At 52.9% G+C, this 21691-nt stretch carries 19 protein-coding genes; 7 read left to right on the top strand and 12 right to left on the bottom strand.

The features are described from left to right. The 7 genes from carB to pyrR all read right to left on the bottom strand — a co-directional run. Window positions 1-1234, bottom strand: a 1234-nt coding sequence (gene carB, locus KKD83_03700) for a carbamoyl-phosphate synthase large subunit (GenBank protein MBU2535257.1), incomplete at its 3' end; no start/stop codon positions are given. After that, complete coding sequence (locus tag KKD83_03705) at window positions 1234-2040, bottom strand: hypothetical protein (protein MBU2535258.1); 807 nt, start codon at window positions 2038-2040, stop codon at window positions 1234-1236. The genes carB and KKD83_03705, both read right to left, overlap by 1 nt. Window positions 2041-2045: 5 nt before the next feature. Beyond that, complete coding sequence (locus KKD83_03710; GenBank protein ID MBU2535259.1) at window positions 2046-2519, bottom strand: endonuclease domain-containing protein; 474 nt, start codon at window positions 2517-2519, stop codon at window positions 2046-2048. A 259-nt stretch (window positions 2520-2778) separates the two neighbouring features. Then, window positions 2779-3870, bottom strand: coding sequence for a glutamine-hydrolyzing carbamoyl-phosphate synthase small subunit (gene carA, locus KKD83_03715; protein ID MBU2535260.1), 1092 nt, complete (start codon window positions 3868-3870; stop codon window positions 2779-2781). Next, window positions 3871-5181, bottom strand: coding sequence for a dihydroorotase (locus KKD83_03720; protein MBU2535261.1), 1311 nt, complete (start codon window positions 5179-5181; stop codon window positions 3871-3873). Next, on the bottom strand, window positions 5162-6595 hold the full coding sequence (pyrB, locus tag KKD83_03725) for an aspartate carbamoyltransferase (protein ID MBU2535262.1): 1434 nt from the start codon (window positions 6593-6595) through the stop codon (window positions 5162-5164). The genes KKD83_03720 and pyrB overlap by 20 nt, the downstream gene beginning before the upstream one ends. After that, on the bottom strand, window positions 6579-7184 hold the full coding sequence (pyrR, locus tag KKD83_03730; protein ID MBU2535263.1) for a bifunctional pyr operon transcriptional regulator/uracil phosphoribosyltransferase PyrR: 606 nt from the start codon (window positions 7182-7184) through the stop codon (window positions 6579-6581). The genes pyrB and pyrR overlap by 17 nt, the downstream gene beginning before the upstream one ends. 315 nt (window positions 7185-7499) lie before the next feature. On the opposite strand from pyrR, the gene gyrB reads away from it, so the two are divergent. Then, window positions 7500-9440, top strand: a complete 1941-nt coding sequence (gene gyrB / locus KKD83_03735) for a DNA topoisomerase (ATP-hydrolyzing) subunit B (GenBank protein MBU2535264.1) — start codon at window positions 7500-7502, stop codon at window positions 9438-9440. Between the two features lie 13 nt (window positions 9441-9453). Here the strand turns inward: gyrB and folE are convergent, their stop codons facing one another. Genes folE through KKD83_03755 form a run of 4 tightly spaced genes read right to left on the bottom strand, consistent with a single transcriptional unit; the run spans window position 9454 to window position 13713 of the window. Next, the gene (folE, locus tag KKD83_03740; protein MBU2535265.1) at window positions 9454-10020 is read right to left on the bottom strand and encodes a GTP cyclohydrolase I FolE; all 567 of its coding nucleotides are present in this window, start codon (window positions 10018-10020) and stop codon (window positions 9454-9456) included. Between the two features lie 20 nt (window positions 10021-10040). After that, window positions 10041-11096 carry a threonine synthase gene (locus KKD83_03745; GenBank protein ID MBU2535266.1) on the bottom strand — a complete coding sequence of 352 codons (1056 nt, stop codon included), beginning with the start codon at window positions 11094-11096 and terminating at the stop codon, window positions 10041-10043. Window positions 11097-11123: 27 nt separating this feature from the next. Further along, window positions 11124-12428 (bottom strand): homoserine dehydrogenase, encoded by a 1305-nt coding sequence (locus tag KKD83_03750; protein ID MBU2535267.1) that lies wholly within the window; start codon window positions 12426-12428, stop codon window positions 11124-11126. Window positions 12429-12453: 25 nt separating this feature from the next. Beyond that, window positions 12454-13713: a peptidylprolyl isomerase gene (locus KKD83_03755; GenBank protein MBU2535268.1), complete on the bottom strand. Its 1260-nt coding sequence runs from the start codon at window positions 13711-13713 to the stop codon at window positions 12454-12456. A 368-nt stretch (window positions 13714-14081) separates the two neighbouring features. Between KKD83_03755 and KKD83_03760 the strand changes: the two genes are divergently transcribed. The 6 genes from KKD83_03760 (at window position 14082) to pilM (ending at window position 21247) form a co-directional block, all read left to right on the top strand. Then, window positions 14082-14984: a hypothetical protein gene (locus tag KKD83_03760; protein ID MBU2535269.1), complete on the top strand. Its 903-nt coding sequence runs from the start codon at window positions 14082-14084 to the stop codon at window positions 14982-14984. 80 nt (window positions 14985-15064) lie between these two features. Further along, a complete protein-coding gene (gene tadA / locus KKD83_03765; protein MBU2535270.1) occupies window positions 15065-16768 on the top strand; it encodes a Flp pilus assembly complex ATPase component TadA in 1704 nt (567 codons plus the stop codon). Window positions 16769-16777: 9 nt separating this feature from the next. Then, window positions 16778-18028 (top strand): type II secretion system F family protein, encoded by a 1251-nt coding sequence (locus KKD83_03770; GenBank protein ID MBU2535271.1) that lies wholly within the window; start codon window positions 16778-16780, stop codon window positions 18026-18028. Window positions 18029-18254: 226 nt separating this feature from the next. Further along, window positions 18255-18650 carry a hypothetical protein gene (locus KKD83_03775; protein ID MBU2535272.1) on the top strand — a complete coding sequence of 132 codons (396 nt, stop codon included), beginning with the start codon at window positions 18255-18257 and terminating at the stop codon, window positions 18648-18650. Window positions 18651-18724: 74 nt separating this feature from the next. Continuing rightward, window positions 18725-19675, top strand: a complete 951-nt coding sequence (locus KKD83_03780; GenBank protein MBU2535273.1) for a hypothetical protein — start codon at window positions 18725-18727, stop codon at window positions 19673-19675. 36 nt (window positions 19676-19711) lie between these two features. Then, on the top strand, window positions 19712-21247 hold the full coding sequence (pilM, locus tag KKD83_03785; GenBank protein ID MBU2535274.1) for a pilus assembly protein PilM: 1536 nt from the start codon (window positions 19712-19714) through the stop codon (window positions 21245-21247). A gap of 190 nt (window positions 21248-21437) precedes the next feature. On the opposite strand, the gene KKD83_03790 is transcribed toward pilM, so the two are convergent. Further along, on the bottom strand, window positions 21438-21691 hold a 254-nt coding region (locus KKD83_03790), incomplete at its 5' end, for a hypothetical protein (GenBank protein MBU2535275.1).

Consider the following 21691-nt stretch of genomic DNA (forward strand, 5'->3'; position numbering starts at 1 on the left):
CCCAGGTGGGGTCTTCCCAGAGCAGCGACCTTTTGCCGAACTCTAGAGAGCGCACCGCCTTCTGCAAAGCCGCCTCGAAGGTGCGGTCGATGGCCATGACCTCGCCGGTGGCTTTCATCTGGGTGCCGATAACCCTGTCTCCGGTGGCGAATTTATCGAACGGCCAGCGCGGTATCTTGACCACCACGTAGTCGAGCGCCGGCTCGAAGGAGGCCATTGTCTTGCCGGTGACGGCGTTGGGTATCTCGTCGAGCCTCTTGCCCACGGCAATCTTGGCGGCGACGCGGGCGATGGGGTAGCCGGTGGCCTTGCTGGCCAGGGCAGATGAGCGGCTGACGCGGGGGTTAACCTCGATGACGTAGTACTGCTGGCTCTGCGGGTCGAGGGCGAACTGGACGTTGCAGCCCCCCTCCACCCCCAGCGCCCGGATTATCTCCAGGCTGGCGGTGCGCAGCATCTGGTATTCCTTGTTGGTCAGCGTCTGGCTGGGGGCGACCACGATGCTGTCGCCGGTGTGGACGCCCATGGGGTCCAGGTTCTCCATGTTGCAGACGGTGATGCAGTTGTCGGCGGCGTCGCGCATCACCTCGTACTCGATTTCCTTCCAGCCGGCCACCGATTGCTCAATCAAAACCTGGTGGATGGGGCTGGCGGCCAGCCCGCCGGTGACAATCCTTTCCAGTTCTTTCCTGTTGTGGGCGAAGCCTCCCCCCGTCCCCCCGAGGGTGTAGGCGGGGCGGATGACCACGGGCAGGCCGATTTCTCTGGCAGCCTGCCGCGCCTCCTCAAGCGTGTTCACCGTGGCGCTGTGCGGCACCGGCTGGCCGATGTTGAGCAGCAGCTGCTTGAAAAGCTCCCTGTCCTCGGCGTTGCGGATAGTCTGGATGGGCGTACCGAGGGATTTTACATTGTATTTGTCCAGCACGCCGGCGTCGGCCAGGTCGACGGCTAAATTCAGGCCGGTCTGCCCGCCGAGCGTTGGCAGCAGGCCGTCGGGTCGCTCGCGGTCGATGATGCGGGATACAACCTCCACGGTGAGCGGCTCGATGTAGACGACGTCGGCGATGTCCTCGTCGGTCATGATGGTGGCGGGATTGGAGTTGACCAGCACGGAGACGACGCCCTCCTCGCGCATGGCCTTGCAGGCCTGCGTCCCGGCGTAGTCAAACTCCGCCGCCTGCCCGATGATGATGGGCCCCGACCCGATGATTAAGACTTTAGAGGGTTTTGACATTAGTTAAATTTTCCACTCCATTCAGACAAATAAAATTGCTTATCAGCCTTGTTTTCAAAAATGCGATTATCTATTGGTAAATTTGCATTCTCGTTATGGTATATCTCAAATAATTCCAGCAAATCTATACTAAAATTGTAGTAGTAAACACCTATTGCACTTAGCTTACGATGAATGTCTGGGGAACAAAAACCGCGGGAAATCACTTCTGGCATTCCGTCTTGATAGGCTATTAAACCGAAACAAGCTTTAATAATTTGAAAGTCACTAATTTCAATTTCATAGTGATTATGACAAAGTACGACCAAGAAGGGTATGTCTATGCCTTCCCGAATCTTTTCATAAGCCTTTCTAAGCGCGTTCTCTATACTATTTTCGTTTGAGCGGAGGATACCATATTCCGTATACCTTTGTATCTCTATTGTCTTTACTTCTGTAAATATACTGCATTGCGTGTTATCTTGCTTATCGATATTCAGTAGAAACTCACCTGTTCTACCTGTTTGGCTTGGCGGATCCCACTTAAGGCATCCCTTTCCAAAATATCTTTCAAAAAGCCTCGCAATTCTAAGCTCATAAAGAGTGCTATCTTGATGAATACTTCTTCCACCTTGCAATAGCCCTTTTTCCGCATCAGTTACCAAGTTATATCTAATAGCTATTTCGCAGCATGAGTCTATATCTTTTCGAAGAATGTCATAATAGGAGTCTGGGTTGAATAAGTTGTTTAGAGAGCTATTTTGATGTATCTGACTTGGCTGAAAAAGTCTTCGCATATTGTTGAACGATTCGTTGTATAAACTCATCTTTTCTACCTCACCCCCTTAATCCCCATTGAAATCCCTCTCGCTCTCCCTTTACCAAAGGGAGAAGTTGCCGTCTCCCCCTTCGCAAAGGGAGAAGCTGCCGTCTCCCCCTTTGAAAAAGGGGGACTAAGGGGGATTTCCCCTCTTATGCTATCAACGACAGTCTCGATATCTGTCAGCACATCGGTGTTAGTAAACCTCAGCACTCTCAGACCAAGACTACTCAAGTAATCATCCCTTATCCTGTCATACTCAATCGTCTCACCAACGAGGTGGTGGCTACCGTCGATTTCGATAACCAGCTTTGCCATAGGACAAAAGAAGTCGACTATGTAATCACCAATGGGTTTCTGCCTGTAGAACTGGTATCCCTTTAGTTGTTTCATCCTTATCTTTGACCAGAGTCGCCTTTCAGCATCGGTCATATTCTCTCTTAGTTGCCTTGAATACTGTTTCAGGTTCCCGTTGTAGGGTAACATAAAATCCCCCCTCAATCCCCTTTACAAAGGGGTAAACTGTGTTTGTACCCTTTTCCTGCACCCTCTATTTGGTTTGTCGACCCTCCTTTATATTCCGCCCCCCAGCGGGAGTAAACAATAACCTCGCCCTCAAGCGGGGTGTTTAAGAGGGGTGCAGCCCCTCTTTCTATTTTTCCTCCCCTTCCCCTCCCAGGGGAAGGGGATACAGGGGATGGGGTCACTGCCAGATGGGGACGAAGCCCATTTAAAAACCCCATTTTCATTTATCACCCTTCACCATCTTCATAAAATCCTCAAAGAGGTAGGTGTTGTCCAGGGGGCCGGGGGAGGCCTCACTATGGTACTGGATGCAGAAGATGGGCAGTTCCTTATGCCTCAGGCCCTCCACCGTGCCGTCGTTTAAGTTAACATGGGTGACCTCAAGGCCGTCTTTCAAAGTGTCCGGGTCAACGGCGTAGCCGTGGTTCTGGGCGGTGATATGTATCCTCCCCGTTTTCAAATCTCTGACGGGGTGGTTGCCGCCGCGGTGGCCGAACTTCAGCTTAAAATTCTTCCCGCCGAAGGCGCGGGCAATGAGCTGGTTCCCCAGGCAGATGCCCATCATCGGCTTTTTACCTGTTAATCCCTTCACTGTCTCAACGATGTAATCCAAAAGCTCGGGGTCGCCGGGGCCGGGGGATAACAAAATTCCGTCGGGTTTCAAGTTCAAAATATCATCGGCTGAGGTGGTGCAGGGCACGGCGGTAACGCGACAGCCCTGCTGGCGCAGCAGCCTCAAGATGTTGTACTTCAGCCCGCAATCGAGGACGACGATGTGGGGCATATTATTATCATCAGGCGTTGACTCCCAGGGGTAGGGGTGGGAAGTCGAGACCTGCTGTACAAAGTCGATGCTGCCGTAGTCGGGCAGCTTCTTCAGTTCGGCCAGAGCTTCCTCCGGCGACTTCTCGCTGGTGAGGTAGCCCATCATCACCCCGTAAGAGCGCAGCTTGCGGGTGAGCGACCGCGTATCAACGCCGTGGAGGCCGGGGATATTGCTTTCCAGCAAATAATCATGAATGGTCTGGCGGTTGCGGTAGTGGTTGGGCTGCGTGCACTCCTCCCTGACCACGAAACCCCTGACCTGGATTTTATCGGATTCAACGTCCTGTTCATTGGTGCCGTAGTTGCCGATGAGCGGATACGTTGGCACCACTATCTGCCCGGCGTAGGAGGGGTCGGTCAGCATCTCCTGGTAGCCTATCATGCCGGTGTTGAAGACCACCTCGCCGTAGGCATCGACCTCGGCGCCGAAACATAACCCCTCATATACCGAGCCGTCGGCCAGAACCAGCAAGGTTTTCCTGTTCATTTAGCCTGTCGCCTCAATTATTGCGGTGACCGCGTCGTCTTTATATACAAGCTTTCCGCCGAAGATGGTGGCCATAGTCTTACCTTTGAGGACACGGCCGGCCAGCGGCGTGTTCTTTCCCTTTGAGGCAAACACCGTCGGGTCAACCGTCCACTCTTTATACGGGTCAAAGATGGTGACGTCCGCCGGCGCGCCGATTTTCAGCGTCCCGAGCAGGTCGTCTTTCAACAATCTGGCCGGCTCACAGGTAAGCCTGGCGATGAGGTCTGACAGTGTTATCTGCCCGCTGTGGATCGGCTGTAGCAGGCTGCCCAGCGCCGTTTCAAAATTGCTGATGCCGCAGGCCGCCTCTGTGAAATCGCACTCCTTGTCGGAACGGGCGTGCGGGGCGTGGTCGGTGGCAATGATATCGATAACGTTATCTTTCAGCCCTCTTATCAGCGACTGGTTGTCCCGTCTTGTGCGCAGCGGCGGGCTTACCTTGGCGTTGGTATTGTAGCCGTTGCACTCCTCCTCGGTGAGGGTGAGGTGGTGGGGCGTTACCTCAACGGTTACCTTTATCCCCTGCCTTTTAGCGTCTCGAATGAGTGCCAGCGCGCCCGCGGTGCTGACGTGGGCGATGTGCACGTGTCCCCCGGTCATTCTCGCGAGCATGATATCCCGCGACACCATGATTTCCTCGGAAGCCGGCGGGATACCGCGCAGGCCGAGTCGCTCGGCAAGCGCCCCCTCATTCATCTGCCCGCCCTCAATTAAAGATGGCTCCTCGCAGTGGTCGATGACCGGCAGTCCGAGCTCACGACTTTTCTCCAGCGCCTGGCGCATTATCTCTGGATTTTTCACCGGGCTGCCGTCGTCGCTGAAGCCGATTACTCCTGCCCGGGCCAGTTCCGCCATGTCCGCGAGTTCCTCGCCGTTCCTGCCCCTGGTGACGCAGCCGATGGATAGTACCCGGATTACGCCCGATTTCTCCGCTTCCGTCTTTACATACTCAACTGTTTCCGGGCTGTCCAGCGGCGGATTTGTATTCGGCATGCAGCAGACAGTGGTGAAACCTCCCCTCGCCGCCGCCCGGGTACCGGTGGCGATTGTCTCCTTATCCTCAAAGCCGGGCTGTCTGAGGTGACAGTGCAGGTCAACGAATCCCGGGCAGACCACCATCCCTTCCGCATACAGGATGTCATAATCGGGCTGGGGAGGAGTTACTCCCTGCCAGGCGATTTTTCCCTCGCTGAGCAGCAGGCTGCCCCGCTCGTCTATGCCCTGACGGGGGTCGATAATACGTCCATCTTTAATCAGCAGTGGTTTCATTTTTAGTGCTCTTTCTGTTTCGTCTTACTTTCACGTATCGGCTCGGCTTGAAACCGAGGGTCTCAGCGTCTCCGGTCGAACGGAAGGCAATCAGGTTCTCGGGTCTTATCTTCCTTGCCCAGTGGCTGGCCGCACCGTGGTACTTCTTGGTCGCCGTTTTGCCCTCGTGCCAGTCGGAACTGGCGACGTATTCCGGTTCGAAACCGTGTTCACAGTAGATGCAGCGCAGGGTGAGCGGTTTGCGATTGACGATTTTGTATTCGGGCCGGAGGTATTTTAATTCCGTCTCCTGCACCGAGACACAGCGCGGGTTCGAGCAACTGGGGCCGAAATCGCGCCGGTAAACGGGATATTCCATGGGCGGTGCTTCTTCCTGCGGAATGGTTACATCTTTGGCACCCAGCAGCAGGGAGATAAGCGCCATCCTCACCGGTACCCCACCCGCCGCCTGCTTGAAGTACATGCTCCTCGGGTCGGCATCAAGCTCCATTGCCAGTTCATCAACGCGGGGCAACGGGTGCATCACCAGCGTTTTGCGGAACTCTTTGCTCCTGAGCAGTTTCTTATCAACAACGGGATATTTGTCTCTCAGTTCTTTGCCTTTTTCGGTGGCGGTAAACCGTTCCTTCTGAGGCCGCGTGACGTACAGGGCATCTATCCCCCGCTTCAACTCCACCTGAATATTCACGTCGGGCATCATGGCCAGCTGGTGCGGGCTGCTTGGCGTCAGATAGATGGCATCAAGAGGGAACAACTTTTCTTTCGTTGCCTGGTCCAGACCGTACTTCTCCAGTTCGCCGCCATATTCGGTGGTGAGCTTTTCGAGTACATGCTCGGGTACTTTCAGGCCGGGAGTGGGGTAGAAGAGGATATTCGCCCCGAACTTGGCGAGGGCGAAAATGAGGGAATGTATCGTCCGGCCGTACTTGAGGTCGCCCCACAGCCCGATTTTCAACCCCTTTAAGGTCTTCTTTTCCTTCTTTATGGTGTACAGGTCGAGCAGTGTCTGGGTGGGGTGTTGATGGCCGCCGTCACCGGCATTGATAACCGGCACACCGGCGTAATCGGCCACCACCTTCGCCGCCCCTTCCCAGGGGTGGCGGATGACAATCATGTCAACGTAGCTGCCGACCACTTTGGCCATATCGGCGATGCTCTCGCCTTTGGCCAGAGAAGTGGCTCCCACGTCGGCGGCGGTGATGACGTCCCCCCCGAGGCGGTGCATCGCCGTCTCGAAGGAGAGCCGCGTCCGGGTACTCGGCTCAAAGAAGAGGCTGGCCATAATCTTGCCCCGGCACAGCCCGTGCTGCTCGCCCATAGCCCCGGACATCTCCTCCGCTAGGCTGAAGAGCGCTTCGATTTCCTCCAAGGAAAAGTCATCGATAGTAACCAGGCTTCTATTTAACAGCGTCATGGCCGCTCCTTTTCCCGGTATTCACCGGGTGCAAAGAATTTTCACTTGCGTCTGACTCGTGGCTGACAATGGCCACTTCGTCCACTCCATCGGTCTCTATCAGGTGGACCTGTATTTCCTCGTGTCGGGCGCTCGGTATATTCTTGCCGATATAGTCGGGGCGGATGGGCATCTCGCGGTGACCGCGGTCAATGAGCACCGCCAGTTGAATTTGCCGGGGTCGGCCGAAGTCGATGAGCGCGTCCATTGCCGCCCGTGTGCTGCGCCCGGTATATAGCACGTCATCAACGAGCACGATTGATTTGCCATCGACATTCGTCGGAATGTCGGTATGCTGGACGACGGGCTGCTTGTCGAGCGGGGAAATGTCATCGCGGTAGAGACTGAAGTCGAGAGCACCTACCGGAACATCCATATTTTCGAACTTCTCGATATTGGCCGCCAGTCTTTTGGCCAGTGGCACGCCCCGCGTCCGCATCCCCACCAGTATCAGATGGTCTAGGGACCTGTTCTGCTCGATGATTTCATGGGCGATGCGCGCCAGGGTGCGCCGGATGTCGTCCCGGGTCATGATGGTTTTCTTGACCATAAAAATAACCCCTTGCCGGGGCTGGCAAGAGGCCAAGTTTAAGATGCTTCTCTGTCTTTTCCTTGCCAGCCTCACCGGACCAGCTTAAAGGTTTTTGTCCTGAATAAATATAACACAACGCGATAAGTAATTCAATATAATTTGTGGCTTTTTCAGGTAAAAAATTTGCTGATTCCCCCACTTTTACTTTGAAGCTAATTTATGTTATACTTAAGTGTGCTTAAGTGCATGGTATTTCTACGTATAAAAGCAGGCTCTGAACGTGAATAAGAGCTTGCTTTTTTCTTTTCCGCGCTTCGAGGAGACTTGATAAGAATGGCCAGAAAGAAATCAGCATCGGTTGAGACACAGAATAACCAGAATAACGAATACACCGCCGAGGACATTCAGGTTCTGGGGGGAAGGGAGGCGGTGCGCCGCCGACCCGGCATGTACATCGGCGGCACAGACCAGCGCGGGCTCCATCACCTCGTCTACGAGATAACCTATAACAGCATCGATGAGGCCATGGCTGGCTGCTGCGATAAAGTACTGGTCACCCTCAGGGAAGACGGCGGCGTCACCGTGGAGGACAACGGTCGCGGCATACCCGTGGATATCCATCGCTCTACAAAAGTTTCGGCACTGGAGACGGTGATGACCGTACTGCACGCCGGGGCCAAGTTCGGCGGTCGCACTTATCAGGTTTCCGGCGGTCTGCATGGCGTGGGGGCTTCGGTGGTCAATGCCCTTTCTTCCTATGTCTGCTGTAACGTGCGGCGCGATGGCAAAGAGTATCAGCAGGAGTACCGCCAGGGAATACCGCAGGGACCGGTGACGGAAATCGGCAAGGCCAGTGAAAACGGCACCACCATCACCTTCTACGCCGATGAGGAGATTTTCGGCTCGGCCAGATATGATTTTGACATTCTCAGAGAGCGTATTCGCGAGATGGCCTACCTGAACAAGGGCCTGGAAATCGCTTTCAAAGACGAACAAGGAGACCAGGAGCAGACCTTTTACTTTGAAGGAGGTATCACCAGTTTTGTCCGCCATCTGAACCGGGGCCGGACGGTCCGTCACGCCAGCCCGATTTACATTGCTAAAGAAGTAAACAGCACCATCGCCGAGGTAGCGCTCCAGTACAATGACGGCTTTGCCGAGTCCGTTTTCAGCTTTGCCAACTGCGTCAATACTGTTGACGGTGGCTCACACCTCACCGGCTTCCGCTCGGCGCTGACCCGGGTGCTGAACGATTACGCCCACAAGAACAAGCTGGTCAAGGACGATGAGCCGAACCTTACCGGGGAGGATGTAAGGGAAGGGTTAACCGCCATAATCAGCGTCAAGCTCCACGAGCCGCAGTTCGAAGGCCAGACCAAGGCCAAGCTGGGCAACATTGAAGTCAAAAGCCAGGTGGAGAGCGTAGTCGGAGAGGGACTTTCTGGTTACCTTGAAGAGCACCCCGACGAGGCAAGAAGAATTATTGAAAAGTGCATAATCGCTGCCAAGGGAAGGGAAGCCGCCCGTAAAGCCCGCGATTTAATCATCAGAAAGAGCAGTCTTGACACTGGCACACTCCCCGGAAAGCTGGCGGACTGCTCGGAGAAAGACCCCGCCCACTGTGAGCTGTATCTGGTAGAGGGCGATTCTGCTGGCGGCTCGGCCAAACAGGGCCGGAACCGTCGTTTCCAGGCGATACTGCCGCTGCGCGGCAAGATTTTAAACGTGGAAAAGGCACCGCCGGAAAAAATGCTCGGCAGTGAGGAAATCCGCATTCTCATCACCGCCCTGGGTGCGGGCATAGGCGATGACTTTGACGCTGCCAGGCTCCGATACCACCGCGTTATCCTGATGACCGATGCCGATGTCGATGGCTCTCATATACGCACCCTGCTGCTCACCTTCTTCTTCCGCCATATGCCCGGACTCCTCAGCAACGGCTACCTCTACATCGCCCAGCCGCCGCTATACCGTTTGAAAGCGGCAAGCAACCAGCACTGGGTCTATTCGGAACAGCAGAAAGAAGAGAAGATGAAGGAGCTGAAAGGCGCCAGAAAGATCGAGGTACAGCGCTACAAGGGCCTCGGTGAGATGACCCCGGAGCAGCTGTGGGAAACCACCATGAACCCGGATACCCGCACCCTGCTTTCGGTAAGCGTGGAGGATGCCGTCGAGGCAGACCATATTTTCCATGTGCTGATGGGTAATGAGGTCCCGCCGCGCAAGGCGTTTATCCAGGCACACGCCAAGAGCGTGCGCAATCTGGATATCTAAGGTGAAATAGACCTTACTTCCCCTGGATTATGGCGAAGAATTCCGCCCTGCTGGCCGCCTTGCGTTTGAAAATACCCCTGATTGCCGAGGTTATCACGTTGCTGCCCGGTTTCTTGATGCCGCGCATTATCATGCACAGGTGCTCGGCCTGAATGACCACCGCCACCCCATCCGGATTTAGGGCATCCATGATGGCATCGGCAATCTCGGTGGTCATTCTCTCCTGAAGCTGGGGTCGCTTGGAGACGACCTCCACCACGCGGGCCAGTTTACTGATGCCGATGATTCGTCCCTCTTCGTTGGGGATATAGCCGATATGGGCAACGCCGTAGAAGGGCAGAAGATGGTGCTCGCACATTGAGTAGAACGGGATGTCCCGCAGAATCACCATCTCGCGGTAACCGAGTTCAAACCCGACCTTCAGCTCCTCCCTCGGGTCCTGTCCCATACCTCCGAATAGCTCGGCATACATCTCGGCGACGCGTTCCGGCGTACCCACCAGTCCCTCCCGCTTCGGGTCGTCCCCAATTGCCTTGATTATTTCATTTATCGCGCTTCTAATTTTAGCTTCGTCAAACATCATCGCCTCCTGAAACCCGGTTATCCCCAGCCCAGTGCCTTCTCCACCTCCGTGACATCGGCCGGTAACTGGAGAAAGGGTGGGGCGTCTTTAAGGGCGATATCGGTATCCTTCAGACCGGTGCCCGTTATCACGCAGGCAATCCTTTTCTTTGCGAAATCCCACCCCTGATTGGAAAGCTTGACCAGTCCCGCCACTGAAGCCGCCGAAGCCGGCTCACCAAAGACGCCGGCCCTGGTGGCGAGGAGCTTTTGCGCCGCCAGGATTTCCGCGTCGCTGACCATGTCAATGAGACCGCCGGATTCGTCACGCGCCGCCGCCGCTTTCTGCCAGCTCGCCGGGTTGCCGATACGTATCGCTGTGGCCACCGTCTCCGGCTTGTCAATCGGGTGGCCACGTACGATGGGCGCGGCACCTTCTGCCTGAAACCCCATCATTTCCGGTTTTTTGCTCGCTTTACCCAGTTCATGGTATTCTTTAAAACCCTTCCAGTAAGCCGTGATATTACCGGCATTGCCTACCGGAATGAACAGGTAGTCGGGGGCATCGCCAAGAACATCAATGATTTCAAATGAAGCCGTCTTCTGCCCTTCGATTCGGTGCGGGTTCAATGAGTTCACCAGGGTGACCGGGTGCTTCTCGGTAAGCGCGCGGACAATCTGCAGCGCTTGGTCGAAGTTACCGTCGATAGTCAGTATTTTGGCGCCGTAGATAATCGCCTGCGCCAGCTTGCCGAGCGCAATCTTACCCTCGGGCACGACGATTATCGCTGTCAGGCCGCAGTAGGCAGCGTAAGCGGCCGCCGAGGCACTGGTATTGCCCGTGGAAGCGCACATGATGGCCTGGCTTTTCGCTTCCAGCGCCTTGGCCACGGCCACGACCATGCCCCGGTCCTTGAAGGAACCGGTGGGATTGCACCCTTCCAGCTTGAGGTACAGTTCCCCGCAGCCGATTTCCTTCGCCAGCTGGTCGCATTTGACCAGTGGGGTCTCCCCCTCTCCCAGAGAAAAGAGCGGCGTTTGAGGAGTAACCGGGAGAAGGTCTTTGTATTTATGGAGGACGCCTGTTTTTACCATAAGCTGAACACCTGATTTCGGCTGTACTTATATATATTCCACGCGGATGAAGTTGCTTATTTCTTTCACCACCTCGAGCTGTTCAATCTGGTGTAAGGCCCGCTGCATCGCTTCTTCCCGTGTCAGGTGGGTGGTTAAAACAATCTCAGCGGTCTGGGTAGTAATGTTGGTTTCCTTCTGAATTGCCGAGGCGATGCTTATCATGTTATCGCCCAGTATCTTCGAAATCTGCGCCAGCACACCGGGGCGGTCGGCACAGTTCAGCCGGAGGTAGTACTGGGTTTCAATCTTATCCATGGGCTTGACCCGTTTTCCTGACTGCGGTTTCCACTTCAGCCGGTTGCCCACGTTATAAGTGATGTCCTGTGCCGAGGCCACGATATCGGCGACCACGGCACTGCTGGTGGCCAGAGGGCCGGCACCCTGCCCGTAGAACAGCACCTTGCCGATGAGGTCACCTTCCACCAGGATACCGTTGTAGACGCCGTCGACCTTGGCCAGAAGCGAGTCCTCCGGGATGAGGACCGGATGTACCCGGGCTTCAATCGAGTTATCCGTGCGTTTGGCGATGGCGAGGAGCTTGATGGCCAGGCCCAGTTCCCGGGCGTAGCGGAAATCCTGACTGCCAATACGGGAAATACCTTCCCGATAGATGTCTTCCGGCTTGACCACGGTCTGGAATGCCAGGGAGGCCATAATGGCCAGCTTGTAATTGGCGTCAATGCCCTCGATATCATTAACGGGATTGACCTCGGCATAGCCCAGTTCCTGGGCGCTCTTCAGCGCGATAGGGAAGTCGATGCCCTCACGCGCCATCCGGGTGAGAATGTAATTGGTCGTTCCGTTGATGATGGCGTAAATACCGGTTATATCATTCGCCACCAGGTCGTGCTTGAACGGCGTAATCAATGGAATGCCGCCGCCGACGCTGGCTTCATAGCGCAGCCCGACCGCGTGCTGCTGGGCCAAAGCCTGCAGTTCGGCGCCGTGCTTGGCAATGACTTCTTTATTTGAGGTTACCACGTACCGACCGCTGGCGATTGCTCGCTTGAGATAATCCCGTGCCGGGTCCTCACCACCGATTGCCTCAACTATAACATCGATTCCGGCTTCATTGAAAAATTCATCGGCGTCTGTGGTCAGAAGGTCGGCAGGCAACTCTTTGGCCGGTGGCTTCTCCAGGTCGACGGGCAGCACCTTAATCTTGCGCAGGACCAGAGAACAGCCGGCCTGCTCAGCGAGCATATCAGCTTTCTCGGACAGGACCTTGGCTACCTGTCCACCGATTATCCCCAGCCCCAGCAGACCAATGCCAATACTTCTATTTTTCATTCCACCTCATACCTCGCTACTGGTTCTAGCCTTTCGTCGCCTGTTCCACCGCCCAGGATTTCTTCTCCTCGTCAATGTAGTTTACGATTTCATTGTCCTCGTCGTCTATCAGTGAAGCCACCCACTCATCCAGGGCTTTGCTTTTCAGATAGTCCCTGTATTCGGTATCGATGCGCCGGTTGGTATCCTCGTCAAGTACCTTTATCAGCCAGTAACCGCTCTTGGTGAGTACGTCCTCATCACGGAGCGGTTCGCTAATCACGCCTATTTCTGTATCCGGGCTATGGGCAAATTCATCAATTGGTTGCTGCATCATGCCCGCTGATACCTGATACTCACCGAGATTTTCCTCGACTCCCTTTATCTGGGAATGCGCAACGGCAAGTTCCCCCCAATCAGCGCCTGCCTCCAGTTGCTTTTTAATATTTTGCGCTTCCTCTTCACTGCGCAAGAGTATTACCTGAATATGCGTCTCATCTTCATCTTCGTTTCGTTCCAGGACTTTTGCCAGCCAGTAGCCGACCCCTTTCTCCGCTTCCTCATCATATATCGGCTGGCTCAGGTCTCCCACTTCGTGATTGAAAATATCATCGACAATCGACGTCCGCAGCACGTCCTGTAAAATAACCCTGGGGACCCAGCCAAGGTCACCCCCTTTATTTTTGGAAAACAGTTCCAGACTCAGTTCTTCCGCAAGTTCGCCGAAGTCCTCACCACTCACCAGTTTGCTCCTGACCTCCAGAGCCTGCACTTCGCTCTCCAGCATCATCGCCATGACTTGCCTTTGCTCGGTATTCAATGGCACCTGGGGGCCAAAGTGCACGTCCAGCAAACGCTCGATTAACAGCTGATAACCGACCAGGTCACGATAGACCTCTTTGTCAGGCAGGTCATTGTTTTTGAGTACCTTCTTGACCTCTTCATCAGCGATGCTGATTTCCAGTTTCTTGGCTCCCTGTCTGACGAGTTCACTACGCTGTATGTTCTGCAATACGGTATCGGCAACCAATGACAGGTCTGACTCCGAATGAAAAGCGCCTTCAAGTTTCAGCATTTCCACATAATAATCCATGGTGAACTCGGCGTCATTTACCTTGATGACCGTCTCACGTAACGGTTTATACTGGCCGAGATACCAGCCAATACCCACAACTGCTAGCACCAGGGCGATGACGAAAATGCCCGTCATCAAGATTATGCGCTGTCGCCTTTTCTGCTGCTCCCAGTGCGATATCTGGTGCGGTGTTAAAATGCGCTGCGGTTTCTCCGGTTTCTTCTTAGCCAAGTCTAACTCCTTCTTTCCAGCACACTGGTAAAATACTCTTATATTTATAACTCAAAAGCACTAACTTTTCAAATGAGAACCAGCGGATTTGCTTAACCAATATCGGTATCAGCGGTGCATTTATATGCGAACAAATAACATATTTTAACGCATCTGTAACGAGATTTTAATGCAAATTTAACCTCGGTCAATTAATATGAAAATGATTGTGCCGGGAAATGCTATCATTATTTCATAAAGGTAACACTGACAATTGCTACCAGGCGACCTACACATGAACTTACTTGACATTTGACGTCTGGCAAACTAATATAATTTATGTAAATCAGCACGGAAATAGCCTGGGAATAACGGAGGCATTGTCCTGCATGTTTGAATCGCTCAAACGGAAGCGCGGACCAAGAGAGACAGAAAACAGGCCACTAGAAGAAAGCCAGGAGGCTGAGGTCCTTGAGAATAAGGGAAATGGCGAGCAACTGGTCAGTCTGGTGGACGACCTTGTGGAACAGCGCAGTGCTTCGGCTGCGACTTCAGTCCGTTCCATTCTCAAGGCGGCGATTAGCAGTGCTGAGCAGATTGTTGATAGTGTGAAAATACGGGCGGCAGAAGAAGCCCAGCAGGAGGCGGCGAAGGTCATTGCTGAGGCCAAAAAGGAGGCGGAAAAGATAAGAGGAGGAGGGGCACCGGTTCAAGAGGAAACCACCGAAAACATCATCTCTGCGGTGGAAGAAGTTGCCGAAGAGCAGATAGAAGAGCCAGCGCAGGCCCAGGAAGAGGTGGTAGCCCGGCAAGAAGCGGAGACGGTTCAACTCCCGGATGAGACAACGGAACAGGCGGTGGAAGAAACAGTGCCGCAGGATAAAGAGCCTGCTGCTGTGGAGCCTGTGGCCGAAGAAAGGGAGCCTGAAAAAGCCGCTCAGAAGGAAGAAAAGGCAGAAAAGAAAGAACTGGAAATAGTGGCCACCAAGGAGGAAAGCCAGTCGCCGTATACCGGCGAGGTCGAGTTAATCGTCGAAGTACCGGTTGAACCGACAATGGTATCCAAGTTGTATAACTACCTGCAGACAACGGCTGAAGTAAAATTTGTCCGTACCGTAGGTTCATGGAATAAGGGAAGCTCTATAACCATAGCGCTGGATAAGCCAATTCCCTTGGTTTCTGTGCTCGCTTCCAAGTTGCCTGAGGCGAATGTTGTGCCTGAGCAGCCCGTAGGAAGCGGTCACGTGAAGGGAGTAGTGCGGAGAATTAACATTTCGTTGAAGAATAAATAGTCGTCCCACTATAAGTACGGCGAGCACTGAGTTGAAGAAGATTTGCTTTTCACTTCCGGACTAGTCTGAGGGGAAGAGAAATGGAAGCACCGGCAAAAAGCGTAAAGAGAGACATTCTCCACATTCTGATAGAGGCTGATATCATCAACGACGAGCAATTACAGCGTGTCCAGGAGCTGCAGAAGAAGACGGGCGATAGGCTGGAACACATTCTGATTCAGCAGCGGATGGTCACGCAGCAACAATTAGCCTTTTTTACCAGCCTGCAGCTGGGAATACCGTTCATCAATCTGAGAAGAGAAGGCGTCAAGGTTGATGCAGTGAAACTGATCCCTGAAGCGGTAGCCAGGAAATATGGCGTGATACCGGTAGAGGTAAAAGACGGGGGCATTGTAATCGCTATGGAGGACCCCAAGGACATTGAGGCGATTGAAGACCTGGCCGCGATAACCATGAAAAGCATTGAGCCGGTGATCAGCACGGCGCAGGACATTCAGGAAATGATCGACCTCAATTACCGCATTGGTGGTGAGCTTGAGGAACAGCTGAGTCAGATTCCCACCCGTTATCGCGGCGGTGCTGGACTGAGAGAGGCCCGGGTTTCGCCGGAAACAATCGCGCAGGCGCCGGTAGTGCGCGCCATTGACCTTCTGATAAAACAGGCGGTGCGGGACCGAGCCTCCGATGTGCATGTCGAACCGCAGGAAGACAGGGTACGAGTTCGCTACCGGATTGACGGCATTCTGAATGAAGTGATGGGCCTGCCGTTAAGCGTGCACGCACCACTGCTTTCTCGTGTGAAAATCATGGCCGGGTTGAACATCGCCGAGCGCCGTCGCCCTCAGGATGGCCAGATAACTTTTGATATGGGTGACCGTGAGGTGGATATCCGCGTGGCCACTTCCAACACGATTTACGGTGAAATGGCGGTGATGAGAATACTTGACAAGACCTTTGCCTTCCTGCCATTGCCGGAAATCGGTTTCATGACGGAGATGCTGGAAAGATACCTGAAGATGCTGAAGACGCCTTTTGGCATGATACTTATAAGCGGTCCGACCGGTTCCGGTAAAACAACCACGCAGTACGCCTCGGTAAACACCCTTGACTCCGTCGGACGCAAAATTATCACCATTGAAGACCCGGTGGAATACCATTTTTCCAATATCAATCAGATGCAGGTTAATCCGGCGGCCGCCGTCACCTTTGCCACCGGACTTAGAGCCACCATGCGGCTTGACCCTGATGTGATACTGGTCGGTGAGATACGTGATGCGGAGACGGCGCAGATATCCACCCAGGCAGCCCTTACCGGGCACCTGGTGTTATCTTCGGTTCACGCCAATGATACCGTAAGTACCATCGTCCGAATGATTGACCTCGGTATCGAGCCCTTCCTCATTTCCTCGGCGTTGATAGGCGTCGTTGCCCAGAGAATGGTGCGCCGCGTCTGCCCGTACTGTACACGTCCGGTCGAAGTAATCCCGGAGGAGCGGGAAGCTTATGAAGAAGAAATGGGGGAAAAACGCTCTGAATTCATTGTCGGTGCCGGCTGCAATTTCTGTGCTGGCACAGGCTATCTGGGACGAACCGGCATCTTTGAGGTGTTACTGGCCAGTGAGGCCATCCGCAGGATAATTGTTAAAGGCGCCGATACCGATGAAATGCGCCATCAAGCCCGACAGGAAGGCATGGTTTCTCTGTGGCATGATGGTATGGTGAAGGTTAAAGAGGGCATCACTACTCCCAGTGAGGTCCTGCGTAACGTATTCTCAATTTCTTAAGGGGGGACAATGGCGGGGACGGTTCAGACACCTGAAGGGGCGAAAGATATCACCTTCCGCTATACAGCTTCCACCCGACAGGGTAATCTGGTAAAGGGCAATATCAAGGCACCCAGCGAGATTGCCGCCGAGCGCCTTATCATCGCCAAGGGATATACCCCGGAGCATGTTGAAATCGCGCCGTCTATGTTTAGTCTGGAAGAAGCGTTCCCCACCTTCTTCAAGCTAAAGCCCCGTGATATCATCGTTTTCTCCCGCCAGCTGGCCACATTGCTGCGCTCCGGTATCTCACTGCTGCCATCGCTGGAAATCCTGCAGGGGCAGGTGGCCAGCAGCCGCGCTTTTAGAAGCGTTCTGACCAGCATCGTGAATGATATTCGTTCCGGAGGTTCGTTCTCACAGGCAGTGAAGAAAAATCCCAAGGCATTTAGCGAGATTTACTGCCGCACCATTGCCGTTGGCGAAGAGACGGGTAATCTGAATACGACACTTAATCAGATGGCTGACTTCATGGAGCGGCACCAGGCAATGTCCCAGAGGGTGAAAAAAGCGCTGTCCTACCCGATGATTGTCCTCGGCGTTGGCATTGTCGTGGTCATTATGTTAATCACCGTGGTGATGCCCCAGTTGCTGGGTATGTTTACCGCGATGGATGTGGAACTGCCTTTACCGACCAGAATTCTCATCGCCATTACTGAGATATTCCAAAACTACACCCTTTATATTGTCATTGGTGGGGCATTAATTTTTGCCGTATTTCTCTGGATGACAAAACAACCTGCCGGAAAGCGGGTGTTAGATCGTTTACGGCTCAACATGCCGATTCTCGGCCCACCGGCTCTTATGTCAGAATTGGGGCGCTTTGCCAGAACGCTCTCTGTGATGATCGGTGCCGGCCTCAAACTGCAAGAAACGATGGAGTTGCTTCCACAGTCGACGACCAATATGCTCTTCCGTGATTCCCTGCACCAGGTTAACGAGCGGTTGCTTCTCGGCGAGGGATTAGCCGGACCAATGAGCCATGTCAGCCTGTTTCCGCCGCTGCTCGTGCAGATGGTTGCTGTGGGCGAAGAGACTAACACCCTCGACTTTACCATGGGGGTAGTGGCTGATTTCTATGAAACAGCGGCTGAAGAAAAAACCGCCGCCATGGTGGGCATGATAGGCCCCGTCAGCACCATTGGCATCGCCCTGCTGGTCGGCTTCATTGCCCTATCTGTTCTTATGCCGATGTACACCATTACCGGCGCCTTCGGCTAATTGACAGAAGGCAATTCACCCATTACACTGATGGCAGAAATATGGACTCAGTGTAGTTTCAAAAAGCTGTCAGTGCTAGAAGTGGGAACGCCGGACTCACTGAAGCAAAAAGCTCAAGGTTGCTTTTCCAATCATTTATAGAATGACTGTAGTGTAGCAGTTGATTAAGGGGGTATAATAACTTTAAGCCTGTGGTTCGCATTAGCCGGGCGAAAGGGGAAACATATTGAGCCAAGAGACGGCATCTGAGCCGGCAAGAGAAGAAACGAAACGGGAAGCTATTCGGAGGGCGAAAGAGAGAGCCAGAGTCGCAAGGTGGGACCTTGACGTGGCCGTATTTCTCTTTGTCGTACTGATTATCGTGATAATCCTGTTATTTCAAGATATCGGCATTGGGATTGTGGCGCCAGTGGCCATCTTTGGCCTGATAATGGTCTGGATAACAGGCTGGAGACGTGGTCAGCAACTGTACCGTAGTTTCTACGATGAAGAGCTTGTCCGGTTGGAAAGGGAGATAGAAGAGGCAGGGGAGAAAGAAAAAAGAGAGAAAAAGGTCGGAAAGACCATAGCAGAAACGGTTGAAGAAACTGTGCAGCGGGCACTGCGCGAAAGGTGGAAGTAATCAGGCATGGTGTTTAGCCTGTACTTCGTTGGTGGATATGTGTAAAGGCACGGCAGAACGTGGAGTAGCGTAAAATGCAGGAGTTACTAGCCAGAATACGTCGCATGGGTTTTGCTGTAATAGTTGGAGTCTGCATCATTATTTACGTTGGACTCGGCACTGTCTATTTACAACAGGGGCCAAAACTGAAGAACCTTGAAGAGCAAATCAGGAAGACTATGTTGGTAGTAAACAAGCCTCTACCGAGTATGGAAGAGTTGCAGGCTAAATACGACGCTGTGAACACAGCTCTGGAACCGATGGAGACACCTCAGGCGCTGGAGGCAATTGTTGATATCGCTAGAAAAAGCGGTATTGATGTCAATCCAGAAAGTGGCAAGTTACGCATTAATGCACCTGGTAAACCCCAAAATAAGAAACTGGCTGGAGGCACCTATCAAATTTTGCCTTTCGGTGATATCAGGGCACAGGGTGACTTTGATACCGTGATGAATTTTATATCCGATCTTGATACCGGCAGTTCGCTGGAAACCATGATCCTCAAAAGGGTGGAGTTTGATTGGGCCCAAGTGACACTTGAGGAGAAAGAGGTGGCACGAAGAGCCGATTTCCGCGCTGTAATAGAGGCAGTGGCTGATATGATAGCGGATAACAATCTCGATGAGATTCCCAGCCCGGTAAATTACCAGGGTAGGCTGGCGGTGAATGAAATGGCCGCCTTTCCCGATGCTGTCACTACAGCGGAAGAAAAGGGATATACTGGCTCGGGGACCCCATTAGATGGGTATATACTTTATGAGCACGATCGAATTACAGCCGATAATACATCCGATTATCTGACAATGACATACATTGACAAACCCATTACTGAATATTATTACACCTGTGAGTCAGATGGCACCGTCCGGCAGTTTGATGGACCAGATTTGGAAGCGTCAACCGAGTATTTTGGCAGCGAAGAGATTGTCCTTGAGGCTGTTGCCAAGTTATCTATTGATCTGTATTCCAAACTGACCAAAGGATAGTAAGCCTGGCTGCTATGCATTAAGAGGTGGTTAATTTTGGCGGAACAGAAAGAAGAAGTTAAATCTCAAAGTGTCATGTCTCTCGACTTGGGCACCGCAATCAGAAAGCTCTTAAAGATATTGAAGAGAGCGCTGCCGCGGTTTGTATCTGGCAAAATTGTTACCTTAGACATCAACCAGACCGGTATCCGGATCATGGAGACGCGTGGTGGGATGGTTAGAAGTTGGGCTGATGTCTCATTTGAACCGGAAGAAATGGAGCAAATGGCTAAAGGCGGAAAGGCCACCTTGGGTGCTAAAGTCAGGCAACTGATGGATTCAAGTGGAATCAAAGCAAAGAATGTGATTGTTAGCATAAGTGGTATGTACACAATAAGCCGTCTCATACCCATGTCCAACCTGCCACCAGCGCCAACGCTTGAGGAATCGGTTCACGAGCTTGCCCAGGAAATAATGCCCGTTCCCACCGAAGGTCTCTATGTTTTCTGGCAGGTGGTGGGTACCAATGAGGGAGAGCAGCAGGTATTCATCCTCGGTGTACCCAGAGACGTCATGGATGACAATGTAAGAGCCCTGAAAAGCGTGGGTCTCAATCCCCAGGTCGTCGAGCTCAAGACGATGGCGCTGGCAAGGGCCGTTAATAAAGAGCAGGCTCTGATTCTTAATATTGAGCCTACCAGTTTCGACATTATTATGGCGGTCCAAGGCGTTCTCAAAATCATGCATTCACTGGCCTGGCGACAGGATAGCAGGAACATCGGAGATGCGATTGAATATCTGGCCGCAAACCTTGAGATGACGGTTGATTTTTATAACAGTCACCATCTTGATGTGCCGTTCGATATGACCAATCCGCTTTACATCACTGGACAGATGTCTGTTGAGCCGGAATTGATGGAAAAACTGCAGACCAGACTGGGATTTAATGTTGAACAACTAACACCGCCGCTGGAATGTCCGGCTTTCTTTCCGATATCCCAGTACGCAGTGAATATCGGGCTTGCCATGCGCAGGGAAATGCCCGTACTCAATAGCGATGGTGGAGCCGGATTTTTCCCGCTCGATGTAAATCTTCTTCCCCAGACCTATCGACCATGGCGCCCGAAAGCTAACCAGTTATTCTATGCTGGTATTCTGGTATCGGCAGTTGCTCTGATATTTCCGCTAATGCAGATTTCTGAAGAGGAAATAAGAAAGACAACTAATTTAGAGCTGAAAAATAATTACCTTGATAACCAGCTTCAATTGAAAATGATGGAAATACAGAAGCGTGAGCCTTTACAGAAGGCTATCAGTGAGTATAACAGCATTGTCACCAGGGATGTTAGTTTCAACGAAGATATAAAAGTCATTATTAATGAAGCGGAGAAGGTTGGCGCTAAAGTCAGTTCCATCAGTCATGGTGGTGGGGAAATTAATATTTCATGTCAGGCCGAGAACTACCTTTCCTTTAGAGCTTACTTGACGGCGCTGGAGGAAAGCGGTCGATTTAGCACACCGATTCCCCCACCGGAAGGTTATCCGTATACCAGGGGGGGTGCCATTAAGCTTGAACCCCAAATCAGCGAATAGCGGATTAGCTATCCCAGTTGTGAATCGTTGATTTAAAATATCACTCTTTGACACCCAATCACGGGAAGTTTTGAATTGCTTAAAAAGAGAGAAGCCCTGTTAACAGGGCTTCTCTCTCTGACCTCACTCCCCTCAACTGCCTCTCCTAAATCATTTCCGCCCCACATCTACCGCCATCACATATCAGCAATTATTCATACCCGGTGGTTTGCTGAGTCACCGTTCCAGATGCATCAACATAGTAAGTGCCATTGGACATCTCGGTAGCGACATAGTTGACCAGGTTTGTGGTGGCGTTATCCGCAGTGATATCGTGCCGGTAAAGGATATATCCGTTCTTGTCGCTGGCGGTGTAGGCAGTCCCATCCGGGTCATTTACCTTGACGGTTACGGTAGCTGCCGTAGGATGTGGGAACAGGCTCATGTTGTCGGTGGCGCTACCAG

The sequence above is a fragment of the Chloroflexota bacterium genome (assembly GCA_018829775.1).
Lineage (GTDB): Bacteria > Chloroflexota > Dehalococcoidia > Dehalococcoidales > RBG-16-60-22 > E44-bin89.